The organism is Novosphingobium rhizosphaerae (assembly GCF_050920675.1).
Taxonomy (GTDB): domain Bacteria; phylum Pseudomonadota; class Alphaproteobacteria; order Sphingomonadales; family Sphingomonadaceae; genus Novosphingobium; species Novosphingobium rhizosphaerae.
Map to the genome: position 1 here is coordinate 663,013 of NZ_CP137861.1, position 23,223 is coordinate 686,235.

Here is a 23,223-nt window from a genome sequence, read left to right on the forward strand (position 1 = left end):
GCCAAGGCGGCACAAGCCGCCCATGCTACAAAAGCGCATCCTGTTGATCGTGGGCGGCGGCATCGCCGCCTACAAGGCCTGCGAACTCGTCCGCCTGATCCGCAAGGGCGGCGGCGATGTCACCTGCGTGCTGACCGAGGGCGGCGCCCATTTCGTAACCGCGATGACGCTCGCCGCGCTCAGCGAAAATCCCGTGCACACAACGCTGTGGGATCTGAAGAACGAAGTGGAAATGGGCCATATCCAGCTGTCCCGCCAGGCAGACCTGGTGGTGGTGTGCCCGGCCACGGCTGACCTGATGGCGCGCATGGCCGCCGGCATCGCCGATGACCTGGCCACCACCTTGCTGCTCGCAACCGACAAGCCGGTCATGGCCGTGCCGGCGATGAACGTGCGCATGTGGCAGCATGCCGCCACCGTGCGCAACGTTGCCACCTTGCGCGCGTCGGGCGTCACCGTGCTGGAACCCGATGAAGGCGCGATGGCCTGCGGCGAATTCGGCCCCGGCCGCCTGCCCGAACCTGCGGCGGTGTGGACAGCGATCGAGGCCGCGCTGGCGCCGCGGCAGCCCCTGCCGGCCGCTGCAGCCCTGCCGCTTGCGGGCCGCCATGTGCTGGTCACGGCCGGCCCCACGCACGAACCGATCGATCCGGTGCGCTATATCGCCAACCGGTCGAGCGGCCGGCAGGGCTTTGCCATTGCCGAGGCTGCCGCCCGCGCCGGCGCGCGGGTGACGCTGGTGGCCGGCCCCGTCGCCCTGCCCACGCCACCGCGTGTTGTTCGGGTGAACGTGGAAACCGCACGCGAGATGGCCGCAGCCGTAGAGGCGGCGCTGCCGGCCGACGTGGCGGTGATGGTCGCCGCCGTGGCCGACTGGCGCACGGCCGATGCCGGCCCGCACAAGCTGAAGAAGGACGGCAGCGGCACGCCGCCCCCGCTCGCCCTGGTCGAAAATCCCGATATCCTGGCCAATCTGTGCCGCAATCCGCGGCGCCCTGCACTCGTCGTGGGCTTTGCCGCGGAAACCGATGACGTCATCGCCCATGCCGTGGCAAAGCGGGCGCGCAAGGGGGCGGATTGGATCGTGGCCAACGACGTTTCCGGCGATGTCATGGGCGGGGCCACCAACGCTGTCCACATCGTTGCCGCCGACGGCGTGGACAGCCTGCCCGAAATGCCCAAGGAACACGTGGCCGAGGCGCTTGTCGCGCGCATCGCGCAAACGCTTTCGCCCATGGCACCTGCCCCATCAACCCCGCCAACGGAATTCCCAGCATGACCGCCCATTCCCATTCTGCCCCGGTGCCTATCCTGTTCAAGCGCTTGCCCCATGGCGAAGGGCTGCCCCTGCCCGCCTATGCCACCGATGGCGCCGCCGGCATGGACGTGGTGGCCGCGCAGGATCTCGACCTGGCGCCGGGCGCGCGCCATGCCGTGGCCACCGGTTTGGCGCTCGCCATTCCGCCGGGCTTCGAAATCCAGGTGCGGCCGCGTTCGGGTCTGGCGCTCAAGCACGGCATTTCCGTGCCCAATGCCCCTGGTACGATCGACAGCGACTATCGCGGCGAATTGAAGATCATCCTGATCAACCACGGCAGCGAAAGCTTTTCGATCCGTCGCGGCGATCGCGTGGCGCAGCTGGTGCTGGCGCCGGTGGTGCACGGCACCTGGCTCGAGGTTGACGAACTCGACGATACCGCGCGGGGCCAGGGTGGCTTCGGCTCGACCGGCGGCGTCGTCGCGCTGGGCAGCTGAGCGGCGAGGATGGCTCTGCCTGACTTCCGTCTGGAGGCGTATTTCTCGAAGTGGGAATTCGCCGCCCGGCATCACCTGACGGCGTCCGACGCGCAGAGCATGACCTTGCGCGAACTGCTCGCCATGGCCGATCCTGCCGATGCCGCCGCGTTCGATGCGCAATGGCTGGGCTATACCCAGACTTTCGGCGCCCCGGCTTTGCGCGCCGAGATTGCCAGCACCTATGACGCGATGATCCCCGATAACGTGCTGTGCTTTGCCGGCGCGGAAGAAGGGATCTACGTCGCCTACCACGTGCTGCTGGGCAAGGACGATCACGCCATCGTGATCACGCCCAATTACCAGGCGGCCGAAACCGTGCCGCTCTCGCTCTGTGCGGTCACCGGCGTGCCGCTCGATCCCGAAAACGGCTGGCGGCTCGATCTCGATCGCGTGGCTGCGGCGATCCAGCCCAATACCAAGCTGGTCTCGATCAACTTTCCCCACAATCCCACCGGCTCCATCCCCGATCGCGCCACGCTCGATGGATTGGTGAACTTGTGCCGGCGCCATGGCATCTGGATCTTCAGCGACGAGGTCTATCGCCTGCTCGGCCCCGATCCGGCACGGCACCTGCCACAAGTGGCCGATATCTATGAGCGCGGCCTATCGCTCAATGTGCTGTCCAAGGCCTATGGCCTGCCCGGCCTGCGCATCGGCTGGATCGCTTGCCAGGACGCGGGCGTGCTTTCGCGCATGGAGCGGATGAAGCACTACCTGTCGATCTGCAATTCCGCGCCCAGCGAGGCGCTGGGGATCATCGCCCTGCGCGCCGCCGATCGCATCATCGGGCGCAACAATGCTCTCGTGCGCGCCAATCTCGACGTGCTCGATGCATTCTTTGCCGATTATCCGCACTTGTTCGAATGGACACGATCGGACGGTGGCTGCGTGGGCTATCCGCGCTGGCTTGGGCCGGGCACGGTGGATGCCTTCTGCGAAGACCTGGTCGACAAGGCCGGGGTGCTGTTGCTGCCCTCGGGCATCTATCATTCCGATCTGGGCCCCGTGCCCGCCGATCGGTTCCGCATCGGTTTTGGCCGCAGCGACGTGCCGGAAAGCATCGCTGCCTTGCGCGCCTATCTGGAACAACGAACGTTCTGATCTGGTGCTTGTTAGACACCATTTGTTGCGCGTGATGCACCACTAACGCTTGCCTTTCCCGCCTGGCCTGCCCTAGGGGCCTGCCCCAGGGATCAGGGTGTGGCGGCCGCCTTCTTGCGTGGGCGCCGCACAACGGGAGAGAATGTCATGCGCGCTCGTGCCGCGTGGCCGCTGGCGCTTGCCGGCTTGGCCGCACCAACCATCGTCCACGCCGCCGCCGGCCCGGTCCCGGGGACGAACGGCGCCGACACGGTGTGGATCATGGTTTCCTCGGCGCTCGTGCTGCTGATGTGCATGCCGGGCCTCGGCCTGTTCTACGGCGGCCTGGTGCGCACCAGGAACTTCCTTTCGGTGCTGGTCCAGGTGGGCGCGATCGCGGCTGTCGCCTCGCTGCTGTGGCTGGTCTGCGGCTATGCCCTGGCGTTCGGCCCGGTGGGTAGCGGCCTGGTGGGTGGTCTCGGACCGGTCATGCTCGGCCATCTGGCACCCCTGCGTGCCGGCCTTGCCATTCCCGAAAACACATTTGCGCTGTTCCAGATGTGCTTTGCCGCAATCACGCCCGCGCTGATGGTCGGCGCCTGGGTGGATCGTGCAAGGTTTTCGTGGGTCCTGGCATTCTGCGCGGCCTGGGGCCTTATGGTCTATGCCCCCGCGGCGCACTGGATCTGGGGCGGCGGCTGGCTTGCCACGCGGCTCGGCACGCTGGATTTTGCCGGCGGCATCGTGGTGCACACCACCGCCGGGGTTTCCGCGCTGGTCGTGGCGATCCTGCTGGGCGCGCGGCAGGGTTTTCCCAAGACGCTGATGCTGCCCCACGCGCCCGCACTGACCATGGCTGGCGCGGCGCTGCTGTGGGTGGGCTGGTTCGGCTTCAACGGCGGGTCGGCACTGGCCGGCAATGCCGGGGCCACGGCGGCCATTCTCAACACCCATATCGCCGCCTGCGCCGCGGCGATGGCCTGGCTGCTGATCGAGCGGCTGACGGTGGGCAAGCCCACCAGCGTGGGCTTTGCCACCGGCGCGGTGGGCGGCCTTGCCACGGTGACGCCCGCGGCGGGAATGATCGCGCCGGGCGCAGCGCTGCTGTTCGGCCTGGCCGCAGCCTGCGTGTGCTATCCCATGATCCTGCTGGTCAAGCACCGCTGCAAGGTGGACGATTCGCTCGATGTCTTTGCCGTCCACGGCGTGGGTGGCATGATCGGCTCGCTGCTGCTGGCGCCATTTTTGGCCCCGAGCCTTGGCGGCGCCGGCTATGCCCCCGGCATGGACATGGGGCGCCAGATCCTCGCCCAGGCGCTCGGCGTGGGCGTGGTGGCGCTGTGGTCGGCGCTGGCCACGCTGGTGCTGGCGCTTGGCCTTGCCCGGATCTGGCCGATGCGGGTGAACGAGGATGACGAGCGCGAAGGACTCGACCTTGCATCCCACGGCGAGCGTGCGTGGGAATTTGACTGAATCGCGTCAACACGGCGCCACATCCGCTTGTTCGTCCGCGACAAAGTGCGATAGCATTGGCGTGGGGAACAGGTGGGCAGGCGGGCATGTTCGATGCGGGACTGATAGGCGACATCTATGAGGCGGCCGCCGTGCCCGAGCGCTGGGCTGGGGTATTGCAGACCCTGGCGGACCAGGCGGGCGCGCGCGGCAGCAACCTGATCCGCTTTGGCCCGCAAGGCCTGGCGATGACTTCCACCGAAAGCGTGCAGGCGCTCACCGTGGAATTCGATCGGCTGGGTTACAATGCGCAGAACACCCGGGTGAGCCGGTTGCTGGCGCGCGGCGACCACCCCGGCTTTCTCACCGACAGCGACGTGCACAGCGCCGACGAGCTCGTGTCCTTGCCGATCTACAGCGAATTCCTCGTTCCCCATGGCATGGATGCAGGCGCAGCCACCGTGATCCAGGGTGCGGGAGAAGATGGCCTGATCCTGGCCCTGGAAGGGTTTGCCGGCCACGAGGCGTCGCGCCAGGCGGCGCGCCGGCTCGACGCCTTGCGCCCGCACCTTGCCCGCGCCTTGGCCTTGAGCGCGCAATTGCGCATGCAGCGGGTAGAAGCGGCGGTGAACGCGCTGGACCTGGTCAGCGTGGCCGCCGGCGTGATCGACCCAGCCGGCCGGATCGAGGCAATGAACCCGCGCTTTGCCGCGGCGATGGACAGCCTGCTGGCGCAGCGCGCAGGCGTGCTGCACGCAGTGCATCCCGGCTGCGATGCGCAGTTGCGGGTGGCGCTGGCGCGGTTGCGCGAACGCCGCGCGGGCTGCTCGCTGCCGCTGCGCGACGCCCAGGGTGCGGCGCGCCACGCCCTGCACCTCGTGCCCATGCACGGCCTTGCCCGTGATGCGTTCGACAGCGCCGGCGCGGTGGTGATCCTGGCGGGGGCCGGCAACCCCAGCGTGCCCGGCGCCGATCTGATCCGCGCGCTGTTCGATCTGACCCCGGCAGAAGCACGCGTGGCCCGCGCCGTGGCCCAGGGCCTGTCACCGACGGAAATCGCCAGCCGCCACACCGCCTCGCCAGCCACCGTGCGCACCCAGCTCAAGCATGTCTTTGCCAAGACCGGGGTGACCCGGCAGACCGAACTGGCCGTGCTGCTGGCCTCGCTGGCCGGCCCGCTCGATCCGGCGGCCTAGGCGGCGTGGACAAATTCCGCAACGCCACGGCTGGAGGCAAAAACCGCCAGTTCAAGGAGGCGAGGAAGCGCAATATCGGGAATATTGTGCGACGAGCCGACGCAGAAATGGCGGTTTTTGGTCCAGCCCCGCAGGGTTGTCCTTTAAAAGGCCCTGGCAGCGTTGCTCGGCCTTACAAGAGGCCCACTCTTGCTTCGTCCTCGCGCCTCCCCAGGGCCTTTTAAAGGACAACCGTGGCGTTGCGGAATTTGTCCACGCCGCCTAGGGCATGACGACGTTTCATCGAAACACCCTCATGCCCTAGATTTTTGTGTTCGCGCGATTTTTTGACAAAACCCGGTCCCCACTTTTTGTCATCGCGCTCTACGCGCAAACAAAAAGGGCCGGCCCGAAGGCCAGCCCTTGATGCGTTCGTTGCCGAAGCGGACTGAAAGATCAGCGCTTCGAGAACTGCCAGCCGAAACGCGATTAGCGCTTCGAGAACTGGAAGCTGCGGCGAGCCTTGGCGCGGCCGTACTTCTTGCGTTCCACAACGCGCGAGTCGCGGGTCAGGAAGCCGGCGGCCTTGACGGCGCCACGCAGCGCGGGTTCGAAGCGGGTCAGCGCCTGGGCGATGCCGTGCTTCACGGCGCCGGCCTGGCCCGACAGACCGCCGCCCTTGACGGTGGCGATGATGTCGTACTGGCCTTCGCGGCCGGCCACCTGGAACGGCTGGTTGATCACCAGGCGCAGGGTCGGACGGGCAAAGTACACTTCCTGATCACGGCCGTTGACCACGATCTTGCCGCTGCCGGGCTTGAGCCACACGCGGGCCACGGCGTCCTTGCGGCGGCCGGTAGCATAGGCGCGGCCGAACGAATCGACTTCGCGATCGCGCAGCGGCATGGTCGGGGCAGCAGGCGCAACCGGCGCGTCGCCTTCGGCGGCGGGTTCGGCAGCAGCGGCGGCAACAGGAGCGGCAGACGTCAGGTTCTTGAGGTCGGCCAGGCTCGAGACGGTGTCGTTATCGGCCATGATCAGGCACCCACCTTGTTCTTGCGGTTCATCGAGGCGACGTCGAGCGCCACCGGCTGGGTGCCACCATGCGGGTGTTCGGTACCGGCATAGAGGTGCAGCGCGCGCATCTGCGCACGGCCGAGCGGACCACGGGGGATCATGCGCTCAACGGCCTTTTCCAGCACGCGTTCGGGGAAGCGACCACCCAGGACCTTGTCCGCGGTGACTTCCTTGATGCCGCCGGCATAGCCGGTGTGCTTGTAATAGGTTTTGGCCTTGAGCTTGTTGCCCGTGAGGCGCACCTTGTCGGCGTTGATCACGACAACGTGATCGCCGCAATCGACGTGGGGGGTGAAGCTGGGCTTGTGCTTGCCGCGCAGATGGTTGGCGATGATGACGGCGAGACGGCCGACCACCAGGCCTTCGGCATCGATAAGATGCCAGTTCTTTTCCACCTCGGCCGGCTTGATCGACCGGGTGACCTTGCTGAGAGCCTTCATGGCTGTTCGGTTCCCTGGATGTTGGGTTACCCGCGCCTCGCACCAGACCTGGTACAAACGGGTGAAGAACCGCGCCTTTGTTGCAAACAGCCTCAGGAGTCAAGCAAACCGCGCCTTTGCGGAGAGGTAAAATAATACCTTCTCGGTTTTCAGGCCGATTTGCCGCCCCGTCCCAGGCCATGCGCACCCCAGACCGTGCACACCAGCAGCAACGCACCGCACAACTGGTGGAGCACGGCGAGCCACAGCGAAACCCCGCTATAGACCGTGGCAATGCCCAGCAGGACTTGCGTGCCAAAAGCGATGTGGATCGCAACCGAGGCGGGCCGTTGTCCCGCCCGGCGCAGCTTGCGCGCCATCACCACCAGCACGGCCACCACAGCCCAGGCCCACCAGCGGTGCAGGAAGTGCACGAGATAGGGATCGCTGGTCAGCGTGGCCAGGGCGCCCCGCGCCCATTCCACGCCATCGGGAAAGAACTTGCCCTGCATCAGCGGCCAGGCGTCCCACGAAAACCACCCTGCCCCGGCCACCACGCCGGCGCGCAGGCCCGCCAGGAACGCGCCATAGACCAGTTGCAGCGCCAGCATCCCCAGCGCCAGCGCGCCAAGGCCGGTCAGCCGCGCCCGGCCTCGGCCAGCGGCCAGGGCGCGCAAGTCCAACAATGTCCAGACGATCCCGGCCAGGGTGAACAGCGCCACGGCCAGGTGCGTGGCCAGGCGATAATGGCTGACTTTCACATCATGCACGATGCCAGACTTGACCATCCACCAGCCCACCGCGCCTTGCAACGCGCCCAGCGCCAGGAGCGCCAGCAGGCGCGGCTTGTAGCCGGCAGGGATCTGCCCACGCACCCAGAACCAGGCCAGCGGCGCGGCAAAGGCCAGGCCGATGGTGCGCGCCAGCAGGCGGTGCACCCATTCCCAGAAGAAGATGAACTTGTAGGTCGCCAGCGTCATCCCGGCCGGGCCATTGACCAGGATATACTGCGGCGTCTGGCGATAGGCGTCGAACTGCGCCTGCCACTGCGCGTGGGTGAGCGGCGGCAAGGCGCCCGAAACCACGTTCCACTCGGTGATCGACACGCCCGATTCGGTCAGCCGGGTAATGCCGCCGACCACCACGATCGCCACGATCATGGCGGCCACCACGATAAGCCAGCGGACCAGGAGCAGCGGTGCAGGTTTGGAAGCCGTCATGCGCGCGACTTCTGCGTCTGCGCGCGCGGGCGCGCAAGTGGCATTTGGGGGAAGCCGGTTTTGCAGCCCGGCCGCGCAAAAGCCTTGAACGATGATACAACGTTACATATATGGGCGGCCATGAACCAGGCCTTCCTTGCCTTGCGCAGCCGACTCGACCGTTTCGGCGTGCTCCTTTCCGGCCTGTGCATGATCCATTGCCTGGCCGGGCTGTTCCTGGTCGGCGTCCTGGGTCTGGGCGGCGGGGTGCTGCTCAATCCTGAAATCCACCATGTTGGCCTGGTCCTGGCCATCGTGATCAGTGCGGCAACGATCGGCATGGGCGCATTGCGCCATGGCCACCGCCTGCCCCTTGCCCTGGGCGTGGCCGGCCTTTCGCTGATGACCGCTGCCGTGCTGGTTGGCCATGGGGCGGCCGAATCCGTGCTGACCATCGGCGGCGTGCTGCTCGTGGCCACGGCCCATGTCGTCAACATGCGGCGTAACGCCTGCTGAAGCCTTGCACCATGCAATGCGGCCGTTAAAGCACGCTACCATGGCCACGAACCCGCAAAGCTCGACCCTGTCGCTCACGCTCAATGGTGAACCGCGCCGTGTTGCCCCGGCAGCATTGCCGATCTGGTGCGCCAACTCGAACTCGATCCGGCCAAGGTCGCGGTGGAACGCAACGGCGATATCGTGCCGCGTTCCACGCTCGCCCAGGTCCCGCTCGCCGATGGCGACGTGCTGGAAATCGTCCATTTCGTCGGCGGCGGCGAAGTCGATGCCCCGGTTGCCCAAGACACCTGGACGGTTGCCGGCCGCACGTTCCGCTCACGCCTGATCGTGGGCACCGGCAAGTACAAGGATTTCGCCCAGAACGCCGCTGCCCTGGCCGCTTCCGGCGCGGAAATCGTGACGGTGGCGGTGCGCCGCGTCAATGTGTCGGACCCGAAGGCGCCGATGCTGACCGACTATATCGACCCTAGGAAGGTCACCTACCTGCCCAACACGGCCGGGTGCTTCACCGCCGAAGACGCCATCCGCACCTTGCGCCTGGCGCGCGAGGCCGGCGGTTGGGATCTGGTCAAGCTGGAAGTGCTGGGCGAGGCGCGCACGCTCTATCCGGACATGCGCGAAACCCTGCGCGCCACCGAAGTGCTGGCCAAGGAAGGTTTCCTGCCGATGGTCTATTGCGCCGACGATCCGATCGCCGCGCGCCAGCTGGAAGAAGCGGGCGCGGTGGCGATCATGCCCTTGGGCGCGCCGATCGGTTCGGGCCTGGGCATCCAGAACAAGGTGATGATCCGCCTGATCGTGGAAGGGGCCAAGGTGCCCGTGCTGGTCGATGCCGGGGTGGGCACGGCGAGCGATGCGGCCGTGGCCATGGAACTGGGCTGCGACGGCGTGCTGATGAACACCGCCATTGCCGAAGCGAAGGACCCGATCCGCATGGCCCGCGCGATGAAGGCCGCCGTCGAGGCCGGGCGTGATGCCTATCTCGCCGGGCGCATGGCCACGCGCCGCTATGCCGACCCCTCCAGCCCGCTGGCCGGCCTGATCTGACGCGTCAGAACTGGGTGCGCAGGCCGTCGATCACGAATTGCGCGGCCAGCGCAGCCAGCAGCACGCCCAGCAGGCGGGTGACCACCGCTTCCACCTGTTCGCCCAGCACGCGGATGATCGGGCGCGCGGCAACCAGGGCAACGAAGCTCAGCACCATGACCACGCCCAGCGCAGCGAGGACCACGGCGGTTTCCTCGGTGCCATGGGCGCGCGCGGTAAGCAGCATGATCGAGGCGATCGAGCCTGGCCCGGCCAGCATCGGCATGGCCATCGGGAAAACCGAAACGTCTTCCACGTGGGGCTGGGCGTTGCGCACCTTTTCAGCGCGTTCCTCGCGCCGCTCGGTGCGCTTTTCGAACACCATGTCGAGCGCGATGAGGAACAGCATGATGCCCCCGGCAATGCGGAAGCTGGCCAGTTCGATATGCAGCGCGCCCAGCAGGTCTTCGCCAAACAGGGCAAAGACCACCAGGATGCCGGTGGCGATGAGACAGGCGCGCAGTGCCATCTGCGCCGCCTGACGCGCAGTGGCATGGGTGGTGAGCCCGGCATAGATCGGCGCGCAGCCGGGCGGATCGATCACCAGGAACAGCGTGGTGAAGGCGGACAGGAACAGTTGCAGCATGTCAGCCCCCTTGGCCCGGATGCGGCGGCGCGTCGAGATGGACAATCTCGGCCATGGCGCCGTCCTTCCACTGCCATGCGCGGAAACGGCGGCTGCCATCGGGCAGCACCGTGCTGCGCCAGGCCAGGGTGCCGTCATTGGATTGGCCCAAGCGGCTGTCTGACCCGGTGGGCGCGTCGTCGGCCGGCACCGGGCCGGCCAGCGGACGCTGGACGATCGGCGCATTCTTGGCGGGCTTGGGTTCGGCACGGCCCTCCCCGCCATCCGGCCCTGGCCGGGCCGGGCAATCGGCCACCACGCCAACCAGGAATTCGGGCGCTTCGGGCAGATCGGCTGCCATGCCTTCCAGCGTCAGGCGCCATTGGTACTGGCCCTTCTTGGGATGGCGCTGCCACACCGTGGCGTACCAGCCGCCACCGCCCGGCGTTGCCGTCCAGCGGCCGCGGGTCAGGCCATAGCTGCCATCACAGGCGATCCAGGCGGCATCGGGCTGGTGCGGGTGGAGCGGTGGGCCTTCCTTGCGGCGCAACAGCGGCTCGGCCGCCTGGCGCGGCGGCACCACCACCTCGGCCCCTTCGGCCATGCTGGCCGCCAAGCCTTCGTGCGGGCCCTTGGCGCGCATGGCCTGGGCCATGGCGATATCGGCACCGATCAACGCGCTGGGATTGGCGATCACGCGCACCCGCCCGCCGGCCGGCTGGGCCAGGACGGGGCAAGGGAAGCACAGGGCAAGCGCAAGAACGGCGCCAGAAGCACGAAGCAGCATGGCGCCGGTTCTATCGGATGGCGGCGTGCGGGCCAAGCAAGCACTTGACCCTGAAATGTTACGTCAGATCGCGCCTTCGGCCAGGTCGATTCCGGCGTTGCGATAGGCCGCGACCAGCGTGTTGCGCAGCAGCACGGCAATGGTCATCGGGCCAACGCCGCCGGGCACCGGAGTGATCGCCCCGGCAATGGCACTAGCTTCGTCATAGGCGACATCGCCGACCAGCCGCGTCTTGCCTTCCTGCGCGGCCGGAACACGGTTGATGCCCACGTCGATCACGGTGGCGCCGGGCTTGATCCAATCGCCCTTGATCATTTCCGGCCGGCCCACGGCGGCCACCACGATATCGGCGCGGCGCACCACGTCGGGCAGGTTCTTGGTCTTGCTGTGCGCGATCGTGACCGTGCAGCTTTGCGCCAACAGGAGGGCGGCCATCGGCTTTCCCACGATGTTGGAGCGGCCAACGACCACAGCATCGAGGCCAGCGAGATCGCCCAGCTTGTCCTGCAGCAGCATCAGGCAGCCGAGCGGCGTGCAGGGCACGAAACCCGCCTGCCCCACGGCAAGGCGCCCGGCGTTGGTGACGTGGAAGCCGTCCACGTCCTTGTCCGGGTTGATCGTGGCGATCACCGTCTGCTCGTCGAGATGGCGCGGCAGCGGCAATTGCACCAGGATGCCATCGACGGCGGGATCGGCGTTGAGCTGTTCGACCAGCGCCAGCAGCGTGGCTTCGTCGGTATCGGCAGGCAGCTTGTGTTCAAAGCTCGCCATGCCGGCTTCCACCGTGCTCTTGCCCTTGGATCGGACATAGACCTGGCTGGCCGGGTCTTCCCCCACCAGTACCACGGCGAGGCCCGCGCGGCGCCCGGCCTGCGCTTCGAATGCGGCAGCAAGAGTGGCGATGCGCGCGCGCAAGCCGGCCGCAAAGGCCTTTCCATCGATCACGTCAGCAGTCATGAAATCAATACCCCGAAGCAGCCAGGCCGTTGAGCAGGATGGACAGCAGCCGCAGCAGCACGATCAGCACCATCGGCGAGAAATCGATGCCGCCGGTGTTGGGCATGAAGCGGCGGATCGGCGACAGCAGCGGATCGAGAATGGCATTGAGCGCCCGCCAGATCGCAACCACCGCGTTATTGCTGGTGTTGATCACGTTGAAGCTGATCAGCAGGCTCATCACGAACTGCACGATCACGACCATGCTGACAACGCTGATCAGGTAATCGATCATCTGGACAAGGGTATAGAGCAGCACGGACAGTTCCTCTCGCGGCGGCGGTGCTGCGCTTTAGCCCAGGCTTGGGGCTTAGGGCAATCGGGTCAACGCCGCTTCCTTGCGCAAGATTTCGGTCACCGGCCAGCCGGCGCGGATCACCGCGCCAGTCACGGCGTCAGTCACGGGGCTAGGGTGGTGCTCTCGATATGCCAGCGCAGCTGTTCCGCGCTTGCGCCGGGCACGTCGTTCACGCGGCGCAGCACGACTTCCCCGTTCAGGCGGCGCGCGCCGTCGATGATGGTGACGGGCGCGGTGTAATAGATGGAGCCGGCCGCGCCTTCGGAATCGCCGGGCTGGATCGTCACGCGCGGCTGCACCAGATGGCTCCAGCGTGCGGCAAAGGCCCTGGGATCCAGCCCGCTGGCCTTGCCATGATCACCCCAGAACGCCCGAACCGAGGCCCAGTCGCGCGCCTCCACGGCCGTTCCCCAGGCGGCCAGAACCTTGCCGGGATCGCGCCGGGCATTGAGCGCGGCGGCATAGGCGGGGTTGGGCGTTGCCGTCGTCGCGTCCGCCGCGGGGGCGGGCGCGGGCTTGGACGCAGCATCGGGGGCGCTGTCTTCGCTCGGCAAATCGGACGGCGCGACGATCCAGGGCGGCGGCGTCATTTCCGCGCTGTCGAGCGGGGTGGCCGAAGCCCGCGGCGCAGGATCGGGCCGCCGATCACACCCCGCGACATTGATGGCAACGGCAGAGGCGAGCGCGGTGGCGAGGCAGAAGCGGATCATGCCGCTAACCACGCGTGACCGCGCCTTTCGTTCCATTGCGCCAGCAAGCCCGGCGCTTAGCGGTGGATCAGCGTGCCCGCGCCGCGCGCGGTGAAGATTTCCAGCAGCATGGCGTGCGGCACCCGGCCATCAAGCACGACGGCCGCCTCGCACCCGGCTTCCACCGCGTGGACGCAGGTTTCCAGCTTGGGAATCATGCCGCCGCTGATCGTGCCATCGGCGGTCAGCCCGGCGATGTCCTGCGGCGTCAGGTCGGTGAGCAGGCGCTTGTCCTTGTCGAGCACGCCGGGCACGTCGGTCAGCAGGAACAGGCGCGAGGCGCCGAGCTTGGCCGCGATCGCGCCGGCCATGGTATCGGCGTTGATATTGTAGGTATGCCCATCCTTGCCCACGCCGATCGGCGCTATCACCGGGATGAAACCAGCGGCGCTGGCGGTGTGGATGATCGTGGGGTCGATCTCGGTCGGTTCGCCCACGAAGCCCAGGTCCACCACGCGCTCGATGTTGCTTTCCGGGTCCTTGGTGGTGCGTTCCACCTTGGTGGCCGTCACCAGCCCCGCGTCCTTGCCCGAGATGCCGATAGCCTTGCCCCCGGCCGCCGCGATCCAGCTCACCAGTTCCTTGTTGATCTTGCCCGACAGGACCATCTCGGCCACTTCGGCCGTGGCCGCGTCGGTCACGCGCAGGCCATCGACGAAGCGCGATTCCACGCCCAGCTTTTTCAGCATGGCGCCGATCTGCGGCCCACCGCCGTGCACCACCACCGGGTTCACGCCCACGGCCTTCAAGAGCACGATGTCCTGCGCAAAATCGTGCGCGGCATCGGGATCGCCCATGGCATGGCCGCCATACTTGACCACGAAAGTCTTGCCGGCATAGCGCTGGAGATAGGGCAGCGCCTCGGTCAGCGTTTCCGCCTTGGCGAGCATGCTGGTGCGATAGGAGTCGGTCTGATCGATGTTCGTGGCCATGATGGCGGCGCCTTAGACCCCTTGCCGCGAATTTGAAGTGAATAATTGCTTCAGGCGCGATCCAGCTTGCGCCCCAGCCGCACCGCCAGCCAGATCAAGGGCGGCACCATCAGGGTGGACAGCAGCAGCTTGGCACCCAGTTGCCCGGTCATCAGCGCACCGATCGGCAGGGGGTGCCCATCGGCGCCATGTTCGCCCCAGAACGAAAGCGTGATGAACAGCACGGTATCGGCCACCTGGCTGAGCAGGCTGGCCAGCCACGCGCGCAGCATCAGGCGCTGGCCCTGCCCGCCGCCGATGCGGGCAAAGACATGGACGTTGAGGGTTTGCGACACACCATAGGAAATGAGGCCGGCGAGTTGCATCCGCGCGCCCTGGCCCAGCACCGTGGCAAAGGCTTCCTGCCCCTGCCAGAACGGCGCGGGCGGCACGGCATGGATCACCAGGGTCAGCAGCACCATCGACACGACAAGCGGGATGAACCCCAGCCGCACCAGCATGTTGGCGGCTTTCTGCCCATAGAGTTCGGCCGTGGTGCTCGACAGCACGACCAGCAGCAGGAAGCAGAAAATGCCCGATTCGACGGCAAGATCGCCCAGGATCGGCCAGTGCCCGAGACTGGCGATCTTGGCCCCCAGGACCCCGGCAAGCACGACCAGGCCGCCATAGAGCAGGGAGAAAACAAACAGAGCGCGGGGCAGGGAGACGGTTTGCGGCGCGGACGACAGCGCGGATGGGAGCATCTTTTCCATCGTCTGCCTCTATCCTGATTTTGACGCGGCGCCAAATATGGTTAGGAACGAAACTGTCTAGCACTTCCTAATTCCCCCAATAGCGGAGTTGGCCTCCCCGCCATGCGCATCCTTTCCAGTCTTGGCGGCATGGCGCTGCTGTTTGCCATCGCGTTCCTGCTATCGTCCAACCGCCGCGCAATCCGCTGGCGGGTGGTGCTGCCGGCCTTTGCGCTTCAGGCCGGGCTGGCCGCGCTGGTGCTGAGTTTCCCGCCGGGCAAGGCAGCCCTGCAGGGCGCGGCCCATGCGGTGGAACAGCTTCTCTCCTACTCGCGCGCCGGGGTGGAATTCGTGTTCGGCAACCTTGCCAATCCCGACATGGGCGGCAAGAGCGTTGCCATCGCCGTGCTGCCGCCGATCGTGTTCTTTGCCGCGTTGATTTCCATCCTCTATTACCTGGGCATCATGCCGCTGGTGATCCGCTGGATCGGTGGCGCGCTGGAAAAGGTCACCGGGATCAGCCGGGTGGAATCGCTGTGCGCGGCCGCCAACATCTTTGTCGGACAAAGCGAATCACCCTTGGTGATCCGCCCCTATCTCGCTGCGTTGACCCCCAGCCAGATCTTCACGGTGATGAGCGTGGGCATGGCGGGCGTGGCCGGCACGATCCTGGCCGCCTATGCCGGGCTGGGCGTGCGGGTGGATTACCTGGTGGCGGCCGCGTTCATGTCGGCCCCCGGTGGCGTGTTCATGGGCAAACTGATCATGCCCGATGCGCCGCCACTGCACGATGGCGGCCATGGCGATACCGCGCTGACCAACCCGCACATCAAGCCTTCGCTGGAAGAAGCACCGGAAGAACAGCGCCCCGCCAACCTGATCATGGCCGCCGCCCAAGGCGCGCAGACCGGCGTCAAGCTGGCCGTGGCGGTGGGCGCAATGCTGCTCGCCTTCGTGGCGCTGATCGCGCTGGCCAATGGCATGCTGGGCTGGGCCGGCGGTTTTTTCGGCCATCCCGGGCTGACCTTCCAGCAGATCCTGGCGCCGATCTTTGCGCCGGTGTTCCTGCTCCTGGGCGCGCCCAACTGGGCCGAGGCGATGCAGGCGGGCGGCCTGTTCGGCACCAAGATCGTGCTCAACGAATTCGTCGGCTTCATCGATCTGCAAGAGGCCAAGGGCCTGTCCGACCACACCATCGCGATCGTCACTTTCGCGCTGTGCGGCTTTGCCAATTTCTCGTCGATCGCCATCCAGATGGCGGTGACCGGTGGCCTTGCGCCCAACCAGCGCCCGGTGATCGCGCGCCTCGGCATCAAGGCCCTGTGCGCTGGCGCGCTGTCCAATCTGATGAGCGCGGCGTTGGCGGGGCTGTTCCTGTCCTTGTGAGCGGCTGGCGCCCCTGCCCTTCGACAAGCTCAGCGGACGGAAATGGAGAAATTCTCTCCTGAAATCCCGTTCGGGCTGAGCCTGACGAAGCCCACGGCGCAATACCTCAGCTATTGGCCTCGCGCTTCAATTCATAAAGCAGGTCCAGCGCGGCGCGGGGGGACAGCGCATCGATGTCGAGCGCGTTGAGCTTTTCGCGCAGGGCATCCACCTTGTCCTCGGCCGCTTCGATCGCGGCGGCAAACAGCGGCAGGTCGTCCAGCCCGGCAGCCAGCCCGCCGGTGGCGGCACGGCCCTTTTCCAGCTTGTCGAGTACGCCGCGCGCGCGCTTCACCACGGCTTCGGGCACGCCGGCCAGGCGGGCGACGGCCAGGCCATAGGACTTGTCGGCCGGGCCCTGCGCCAATTCGTGCAGCAGGACCAGATCGCCCTTCCATTCGCGCGCCCGCACATGGTGCAGCGAGAGCGCGGGGCAGGTTTCGGCCAGGCGCTGCATCTCGTGGTAATGGGTGGCGAACAGGCAGCGGCTGCGGTTCACTTCGTGCACCGCTTCGGCCACGGCCCAGGCCAGGGCCAGGCCATCGTAAGTGGACGTGCCGCGCCCCACTTCATCGAGGATCACGAAACTGCGCGGCCCGGCCTGTTGCAGGATCGCGGCGGTTTCGACCATTTCCACCATGAAGGTGGAGCGGCCACGCGCCAGGTTGTCGCTCGCGCCGACGCGGCTGAACAGCCGGTCGACCAGGCCCACCGTGGCGCTTTGCGCCGGCACATAACTGCCCGCCTGGGCCAGCAGCACGATCAGCGCGTTCTGCCGCAGGAACGTGGACTTGCCGCCCATGTTGGGCCCACCCACCAGCCACAGCCGGTCGGTTTCGCCAAGCTGGCAATCGTTGGCCACGAACCGCTCACCCGCCTTGGCCAGCGCGGCTTCCACCACGGGGTGACGGCCACCCTCGATCGCCAGCACTGGTGCTTCGACCACCTGGGGCAAGCACCAGCCGCCTTCGCTCGCGCGCTCGGCGTGGCTGGCGGCCACGTCGATCCGGGCGAGCGCGGCGGCGGTGGCGGCAATGCCTTCGCGCGCGGCCACGGCATGGGCGATCAGGTCTTCGAAATGGGCTTCCTCGGCCGCCAGGGCATGCCCGCCCGCTTCGGCAATGCGGCTGGCTTCCTCGTGCAGCGCAAGGGCATTGAAGCGCACCGCGCCGGCCATCGTCTGGCGGTGGGTAAAGCCCGAATCCGGTGCCATCAGCCGGTCGGCATGGCGGGCCGGTACTTCGATGAAATAGCCCAGCACGCCGTTGTGGCGGATCTTGAGCGCGGCGATGCCGGTCTCGTCGCGGTATTTGGCTTCCAACGCCGCGATCGCGCGGCGCGAATTGCCCGCCGCCAGGCGCAGTTCGTCAAGGCCGGCGTCATAGCCTTCGGCAATGAACCCGCCCTGGCTGCGCTCGGTGGGCGGCGTGGGCACCAGGGCGCGGGCAAACAGGTCCACCAAGGCGCCGTGGCCGGCCAGGTGTGGCAGCAGGGCTCGCACCAGTGCCGGGCAATCGGCGCGCTGGGCCAGGGCATCGTGCAGATGCCGCGCCTGCGCCAGGCCATCGCGCAACTGGCCCAGATCGCGCGGGCTCCCCCGTCCGGCGACCACGCGGCCCAGCGCGCGGCCCAGGTCGGGCACGGTGCGCAAGGCGCCGCGCACGTCGGCGCGCAGGATCGGATCATCGCCCAGCCACTGCACGGTTTCCAGGCGGGCGCGGATCTGCGCCAGATCGAGCAGCGGGGCGCCCAGGTCTTCGGCCAGCAAGCGCGCGCCCGCGCCGGTAACGCAGCGGTCCACCGCATCGGCCAGGCTGCCCTTGCGCGTGCCCGACGATGAAACCAGCACTTCCAGGCTGGCGCGCGTCGCCTCGTCCATGGCCATGTGCGCGTCGGCCCCGCGCGCTACTGGCGGCAGCAGCAGCGGGAGGCGCCCACGGCCGACATGGTCGAGATAGGCGACCAGGCCAGCGGCGGCGGCCAGCATAGCGCGGCCGAACACCCCAAAGCCATCGAGCGTGGCCACGCCGTGCAGCTCTTTCAGCCGCGCTTCGCCCGTTGCGCTGTCGAACGTGCGGCCGTGGCGGGGCACGGCGTCGAGTGGCGCCTCGGCCCAATCCTCTGGCGCCACGATTTCGCGCGCGCCCAGCCGCGCCAGCGCTGCGCCCAACCGGTCGGGCGGGCATTCCTCCAGCTCCATCCGCCCGGTGGAAATGTCGCACGAGGCCAGGCCCACCGTGTCGCGCAGCGGGCAAACCGCCGCCAGTACGTTGGATTCGCGCGGATTGAGCAGCGCTTCCTCGGTAAGCGTTCCGGCGGTGACGAAGCGCACGATATCGCGCGCCACCAGCGTCTTGGACCCGCCGCGCTTTTTCGCCTCTTCCGGGCTTTCGACCTGTTCGGCAATCGCCACGCGGCAGCCGGCGCGGATCAGGCGGGCGAGATAGCTTTCCGCCGAATGCACCGGCACGCCGCACATCGGGATCGGCGCGCCGCCATGCTCGCCCCGGCTGGTGAGGGCAATGTCGAGGATCTGGGCAGCCTGGCGGGCATCGTCGAAGAACAGTTCGAAGAAATCGCCCATGCGATAGAACAGCAGGCAATCGGGGGCCTGGTCCTTGAGCGCAAGATATTGCGCCATCATCGGGGTGGGGGCAGAGGCGGGGGTGGGGGACATCGCCCCACTGGCTAGCCCAGGCGGCGCACATTCTCAAACCCACGTGCGCGCCTTATGAACAGGTGCAGGCCCGCGCGCCCTTGCGCCATGGCTCCCCATTGCCGGGGCGGCATGATAAGGGCATGGCCCCGGCCATGCTGACGCAGTGCAAAGAGACCTGATGCAAGTTCCTCCCAAGCGGACCTGGTTCAACCTAGACTGGCGCGTGGATGGCCTGCCCTGGCTATCGATTCCCGCGATCGTGCTGGGCACGCTGCTGATCTGCGCGCCGTTCCTGCTGGTGGATGTGCCACCGCTGATCGACGTGCCCGGCCACATGGGTGCCGCCGCGATCGAGGCCGCCGGGCCCGACAGCCCGCTGGGCAAGTACCTGGGCTTCAAGTGGGTGTTCACCCTCAACATCGGCGGCGACGTGCTGATGAAAGTGCTGGGCGCGCCGTTCGGTGTGCTGGCGGCCGGGTGGTGGAGCACCGTGATCGCCACCGCCCTGTTCGCCGGCGGATGCCTGGCCACGGTGCGCGTGGTCAATGCGCGCGGCGGGCATGGTGCGCCTTGGGCACTGATGTGGGTGTTCAGCTTTCCGCTGCTGACCGGCTTCCTCAACTATATCCTGGGCACGGGCCTGTCGCTCTGTGCCTTTGCCGCGGCGGTGGCCCTGGAAAGCCGCCCGCGCGACCGTGCCGGGCTGCTGGTGGTGGCGCAGCCGCTGGCCATGCTGTGCCACGCCATCGGCGGTTTGCTGCTGGCCGTGCTGGTTGGCGCCAATGCCTTTGGCCGCGAGGTGGACAACCTGCCCAAGGGCTGGTGGCGCCCGTCGCGCTGGCGCAGCGTGATTGCCACCCACGATTGGAAAGCGGCCGCCATGCGGCTGGTCGTGCTGTGCTGGCCGTTGCTCGCCACGGTGCTGACGATCGTGTTGTGGAAGCTGTTCTCGCCCTCCCCGGCGCGCAGCCTCAACACCTGGCGGTGGGACCAGAAGGGCATGTGGCTGGGCATCACCCTGCGCGACCAGTCCTTCACGCTCGATGCGATCACCACGGGCGCGGCCTATCTCCTCCTGCTGGGCGGAGCGTTCCTGGGCGGGCGGTGGAACTGGCAGCGCGGGTTGCCAGGCCTTTGCGTGCTGATCCTCTACGTGGTCATCCCCAGCGACATCAACGGCAGCGCGTTTGTCGACGTACGCCTGCTGCCGCCGGCGATGATGCTGCTGCTCGGCCTGCAGGACTGGAGCGGCGCACGCCCGCGCGTGGCGCGCCTGGTGGCCTATAGCGGGCTGATCCTGCTGGGCCTGCGCACGGTGGTGACAGCCGCCAGCTTCGTCGATTACGCCGACGATTATCGCCAGCAGCTTTCTGCGCTCGAGCATATCGAGCCCGGCAGCCGCGTGCTGACTTTCGTGGAGCATTCGTGCCTGGAGGAATCCTGGCGCAACACCCGGCGCGACCACCTCGCCAGCCTGGCCAGCGTCTATCGCCAGGCCTGGGTGAACGACAACTGGGCCGTGCCCGGCCTGCACATGGTGGTGCCGCGATTCCGCCCGGCCCGCAACTTTGCGGCCGATCCTTCGGAATTCGTGTGGTCGCGCGGCTGCGCCGGCGGGCGGTTGCGCTCGATCGACTCGGCGCTGCGCTTTGCCCCGGTGGAGCGCGTGGACTATGTCTGGCTGATCGACACCGGGCTGCCGCGCAATCCCGACCCGCGCCTGCGCCTGGTGTGGCAACAGGGGCGCAGCCTGCTGTTCGCCGTGCGGCCCCTGGGCTTTCCCACCTGGCAACCCCGCGATTTATGAGGGTTCATTTCTAAGGCGCTCAAGCCTTCCCTCCCGCATTCGAATGTGCAAGGGGCTATGGAGTTTCTAGTCTGCCGGGAGTGCGCCAATGTCCGAGGAAAGCAACGTCCGTTTCACCGAACGCGAGGCGCTTTTCTATCACAACACCATCCGGCCCGGGAAAATCGAGATCATCGCCTCGAAGCCCATGGCCACGCAGCGCGACTTGAGCCTGGCCTATTCGCCGGGCGTCGCGGTGCCGGTGCTGGCGATCGCGGAAAACCCCGCCACGGCCTATGACTATACCGCCAAGGGCAACCTGGTGGCGGTGATTTCCAACGGGACGGCCATCCTGGGCCTGGGCAACCTGGGCGCGCTGGCCTCCAAGCCGGTGATGGAAGGCAAGGCGGTGCTGTTCAAGCGCTTTGCCGATGTCGACTCGATCGACATCGAGCTGGCCACCGAAGATCCCGAAGCCTTCATCGAGGCGGTCGCCCTGATGGAGCCCAGCTTTGGCGGCATCAACCTGGAAGACATCAAGGCCCCGGAATGCTTCATCATCGAGCAGGCCCTGCGCGAGCGCTTGAAGATTCCGGTGATGCACGATGACCAGCACGGCACCGCGATCATCACCGCGGCCGGCCTGCTCAATGCCTGCCACCTGACTGGCCGCGCGATGTCGGAAGTGAAGGTGGTGGTCAATGGCGCAGGCGCCGCGGCGATCGCCTGCACCGAACTGATCAAGGCCATGGGCGTGCGCCACGACAACGTGATCATGTGCGATCGTTCCGGCACGATCTATCGCGGCCGCACCGACAGCATGGACCAGTGGAAGAGCGCGCACGCGGTCGATACCCCGGCGCGCAGCCTGGAAGAGGCGCTCGATGGCGCCGACATCTTCCTGGGCCTTTCCGCGGCCGACGCGCTCAAGCCCGAATGGGTCAAGAAGATGGCGCCGCAGCCGATCATCTTCGCCATGGCCAACCCCGATCCCGAGATCAATCCCAACGCGGCCAAGGCCGTGCGTCCGGACTGCGTGATCGCCACCGGCCGCTCGGACTATCCCAACCAGGTCAACAACGTCCTGGGCTTCCCCTATATCTTCCGTGGCGCGCTCGATGTGCAGGCTATGGCGATCAACGAGGAAATGAAGATCGCGGCCGCCACCGCGATTGCCGAACTCGCGCGCGAGCCGGTGCCCGAAGAAGTGGCCGCCGCCTATGGCAAGAACCACCAGTTCGGCCTGGACTACATCATTCCCGCGCCGTTCGATCCGCGCCTGATGGAAGTGGTGTCTTCGGCCGTGGCCAAGGCCGCGATGGATTCGGGCGTGGCGCGCAAGCCGATCGAGGATTTCGAAACCTATCGCGAAACCCTCAAGGCCCGCCTCAACCCCACCACGTCGGTGCTCACCAACGTCTATGCCAGCGTGAAGCAGAACCCCAAGCGGGTCGTCTTTGCCGAAGCGGAGCAGGAAGTGGTGCTGCGCGCCGCGATCCAGTACCGCGATTTCGGCTATGGCACGCCGGTGCTGGTCGGCCGCACCCAGGGCGTGCTCGACAAGCTGTCGGAACTGGGCGTGTCCAACCCGTCGAGCTTCGAGATCCACAACTCGAACGTGTCGCCTCTGGTGGAAGACATGGTCGCCTACCTCTATCCGCGCCTGCAGCGCCGCGGCTATCTGGAACGCGACGTGCGCCGCATGGTCAACAACGATCGCAACGTGTTCGCCTCGCTGCTGCTGGCGCTGGGCCATGCCGATGCGATGATCACCGGCACCACGCGCCCGTTTGCCCAGACGATGAAGGAAATCCGCCGCGTCCTGGGGCCCAAGCCCGGTCACCTGCCGTTCGGCGTGCACCTGCTGGTGGGCAAGAACCAGACCGTGTTCCTGGCCGATACCACGGTCAACGAACGCCCCAACGCGGAAGAACTGGCCGACATCGCCATCGAAACCGCCGCGGTTGCGCGCCGCATGGGCCACGAACCGCGCGTCGCGTTCCTGTCCTATTCCACGTTCGGCAATCCCTATGGCAAGTGGCTTGATGCGCTGCGTGATGCCGTCGCCATTCTCGACGAGCGCAAGCCCGGGTTCGAATACGAAGGCGAAATGGCGCCCGATGCCGCACTCAACCCGCGCATCATGCAGACCTATCCGTTCTGCCGCCTGTCGGGACCGGCCAACGTGCTGATCATGCCGGGCCTGCAATCGGCCAATATCTCGGCCAAGCTGCTGCGCGAACTGGGCGGCAACGCCATGATCGGGCCGATGCTGCTCAACATGGAAAAGCCGGTGCAGATCGCCCCGATGACCGCGACTGCGCCCGACCTGCTCACGCTGGCCGTGCTCGCTGCGGCGGGCATCACTGCCTAGAGCATTTTCAAGGCAGGTGGGATCACCTGCCGACTCGGAAAATGCGGCAAATCAAACGGTAGAGCGCCGGCTTTGACGCAGTCAAAGTCGATCGCGCTCTAAGCGGGCAACACCCCG

General features: G+C 67.1%; 20 protein-coding genes and 1 pseudogene. 10 read left to right on the forward strand and 11 right to left on the reverse strand.

Annotated elements, in window-relative coordinates; translation table 11 throughout:
- Positions 1-22: 22 nt before the first annotated feature.
- The 5 genes from coaBC to R9J51_RS03085 all read left to right on the forward strand — a co-directional run bounded on the left by coaBC (position 23) and on the right by R9J51_RS03085 (position 5,525).
- Positions 23-1,279: a bifunctional phosphopantothenoylcysteine decarboxylase/phosphopantothenate--cysteine ligase CoaBC gene (gene coaBC / locus R9J51_RS03065; RefSeq protein WP_179505840.1), complete on the forward strand. Its 1,257-nt coding sequence runs from the start codon at positions 23-25 to the stop codon at positions 1,277-1,279.
- The gene (dut, locus tag R9J51_RS03070) at positions 1,276-1,755 is read left to right on the forward strand and encodes a dUTP diphosphatase (RefSeq protein ID WP_179505841.1); all 480 of its coding nucleotides are present in this window, start codon (positions 1,276-1,278) and stop codon (positions 1,753-1,755) included. The genes coaBC and dut overlap by 4 nt, the downstream gene beginning before the upstream one ends.
- Before the next feature lie 9 nt (positions 1,756-1,764).
- Positions 1,765-2,898: an aminotransferase class I/II-fold pyridoxal phosphate-dependent enzyme gene (locus tag R9J51_RS03075; RefSeq protein ID WP_179505842.1), complete on the forward strand. Its 1,134-nt coding sequence runs from the start codon at positions 1,765-1,767 to the stop codon at positions 2,896-2,898.
- A gap of 147 nt (positions 2,899-3,045) precedes the next feature.
- On the forward strand, positions 3,046-4,350 hold the full coding sequence (locus R9J51_RS03080) for an ammonium transporter (RefSeq protein WP_179505843.1): 1,305 nt from the start codon (positions 3,046-3,048) through the stop codon (positions 4,348-4,350).
- Positions 4,351-4,436: 86 nt separating this feature from the next.
- A complete protein-coding gene (locus R9J51_RS03085) occupies positions 4,437-5,525 on the forward strand; it encodes a helix-turn-helix transcriptional regulator (protein ID WP_179505844.1) in 1,089 nt (362 codons plus the stop codon).
- A 468-nt stretch (positions 5,526-5,993) separates the two neighbouring features.
- Here the strand turns inward: R9J51_RS03085 and rpsI are convergent, their stop codons facing one another.
- The 3 genes from rpsI to R9J51_RS03100 all read right to left on the reverse strand — a co-directional run bounded on the left by rpsI (position 5,994) and on the right by R9J51_RS03100 (position 8,220).
- On the reverse strand, positions 5,994-6,539 hold the full coding sequence (gene rpsI / locus R9J51_RS03090; RefSeq protein ID WP_179505845.1) for a 30S ribosomal protein S9: 546 nt from the start codon (positions 6,537-6,539) through the stop codon (positions 5,994-5,996).
- 2 nt (positions 6,540-6,541) lie between these two features.
- Entirely contained in the window at positions 6,542-7,021 is a 480-nt protein-coding gene (rplM, locus tag R9J51_RS03095) for a 50S ribosomal protein L13 (protein ID WP_168555623.1), read from the reverse strand.
- A 149-nt stretch (positions 7,022-7,170) separates the two neighbouring features.
- Positions 7,171-8,220 (reverse strand): COX15/CtaA family protein, encoded by a 1,050-nt coding sequence (locus R9J51_RS03100; RefSeq protein ID WP_179505846.1) that lies wholly within the window; start codon positions 8,218-8,220, stop codon positions 7,171-7,173.
- A 120-nt stretch (positions 8,221-8,340) separates the two neighbouring features.
- On the opposite strand from R9J51_RS03100, the gene R9J51_RS03105 reads away from it, so the two are divergent.
- Positions 8,341-8,715, forward strand: a complete 375-nt coding sequence (locus R9J51_RS03105; protein ID WP_168555625.1) for a MerC domain-containing protein — start codon at positions 8,341-8,343, stop codon at positions 8,713-8,715.
- A gap of 40 nt (positions 8,716-8,755) precedes the next feature.
- Positions 8,756-9,765: pseudogene (thiS, locus tag R9J51_RS03110) on the forward strand (sulfur carrier protein ThiS).
- Between the two features lie 4 nt (positions 9,766-9,769).
- On the opposite strand, the gene R9J51_RS03115 reads toward thiS, so the two are convergent.
- From R9J51_RS03115 to R9J51_RS03145, 7 genes are all read right to left on the reverse strand, one after another.
- Entirely contained in the window at positions 9,770-10,390 is a 621-nt protein-coding gene (locus R9J51_RS03115) for a MarC family protein (protein ID WP_168555627.1), read from the reverse strand.
- Position 10,391: 1 nt separating this feature from the next.
- Positions 10,392-11,156, reverse strand: coding sequence for a hypothetical protein (locus R9J51_RS03120; protein ID WP_179505847.1), 765 nt, complete (start codon positions 11,154-11,156; stop codon positions 10,392-10,394).
- A 63-nt stretch (positions 11,157-11,219) separates the two neighbouring features.
- A complete protein-coding gene (gene folD / locus R9J51_RS03125) occupies positions 11,220-12,113 on the reverse strand; it encodes a bifunctional methylenetetrahydrofolate dehydrogenase/methenyltetrahydrofolate cyclohydrolase FolD (RefSeq protein ID WP_179505848.1) in 894 nt (297 codons plus the stop codon).
- A 4-nt stretch (positions 12,114-12,117) separates the two neighbouring features.
- A complete protein-coding gene (locus R9J51_RS03130) occupies positions 12,118-12,411 on the reverse strand; it encodes a YggT family protein (RefSeq protein WP_168555630.1) in 294 nt (97 codons plus the stop codon).
- A 140-nt stretch (positions 12,412-12,551) separates the two neighbouring features.
- On the reverse strand, positions 12,552-13,160 hold the full coding sequence (locus R9J51_RS03135) for a hypothetical protein (protein ID WP_179505849.1): 609 nt from the start codon (positions 13,158-13,160) through the stop codon (positions 12,552-12,554).
- A 56-nt stretch (positions 13,161-13,216) separates the two neighbouring features.
- Entirely contained in the window at positions 13,217-14,131 is a 915-nt protein-coding gene (argB, locus tag R9J51_RS03140; RefSeq protein WP_168555632.1) for an acetylglutamate kinase, read from the reverse strand.
- 50 nt (positions 14,132-14,181) lie between these two features.
- Complete coding sequence (locus R9J51_RS03145) at positions 14,182-14,883, reverse strand: queuosine precursor transporter (RefSeq protein WP_246866050.1); 702 nt, start codon at positions 14,881-14,883, stop codon at positions 14,182-14,184.
- Between the two features lie 102 nt (positions 14,884-14,985).
- Here R9J51_RS03145 and R9J51_RS03150 point away from each other — a divergent pair, with 102 nt between their 5' ends.
- Positions 14,986-16,248: a NupC/NupG family nucleoside CNT transporter gene (locus tag R9J51_RS03150; protein WP_168555633.1), complete on the forward strand. Its 1,263-nt coding sequence runs from the start codon at positions 14,986-14,988 to the stop codon at positions 16,246-16,248.
- 106 nt (positions 16,249-16,354) lie between these two features.
- Here R9J51_RS03150 and mutS read toward each other — a convergent pair whose 3' ends face one another.
- Positions 16,355-18,931 carry a DNA mismatch repair protein MutS gene (gene mutS / locus R9J51_RS03155; protein WP_179506640.1) on the reverse strand — a complete coding sequence of 859 codons (2,577 nt, stop codon included), beginning with the start codon at positions 18,929-18,931 and terminating at the stop codon, positions 16,355-16,357.
- 193 nt (positions 18,932-19,124) lie between these two features.
- Here mutS and R9J51_RS03160 point away from each other — a divergent pair, with 193 nt between their 5' ends.
- Both R9J51_RS03160 and R9J51_RS03165 read left to right on the forward strand, forming a co-directional pair.
- A complete protein-coding gene (locus R9J51_RS03160; protein WP_179505850.1) occupies positions 19,125-20,753 on the forward strand; it encodes a hypothetical protein in 1,629 nt (542 codons plus the stop codon).
- An 88-nt stretch (positions 20,754-20,841) separates the two neighbouring features.
- Positions 20,842-23,106, forward strand: a complete 2,265-nt coding sequence (locus R9J51_RS03165; protein ID WP_168555635.1) for an NADP-dependent malic enzyme — start codon at positions 20,842-20,844, stop codon at positions 23,104-23,106.
- Positions 23,107-23,223 lie beyond the last annotated feature (117 nt).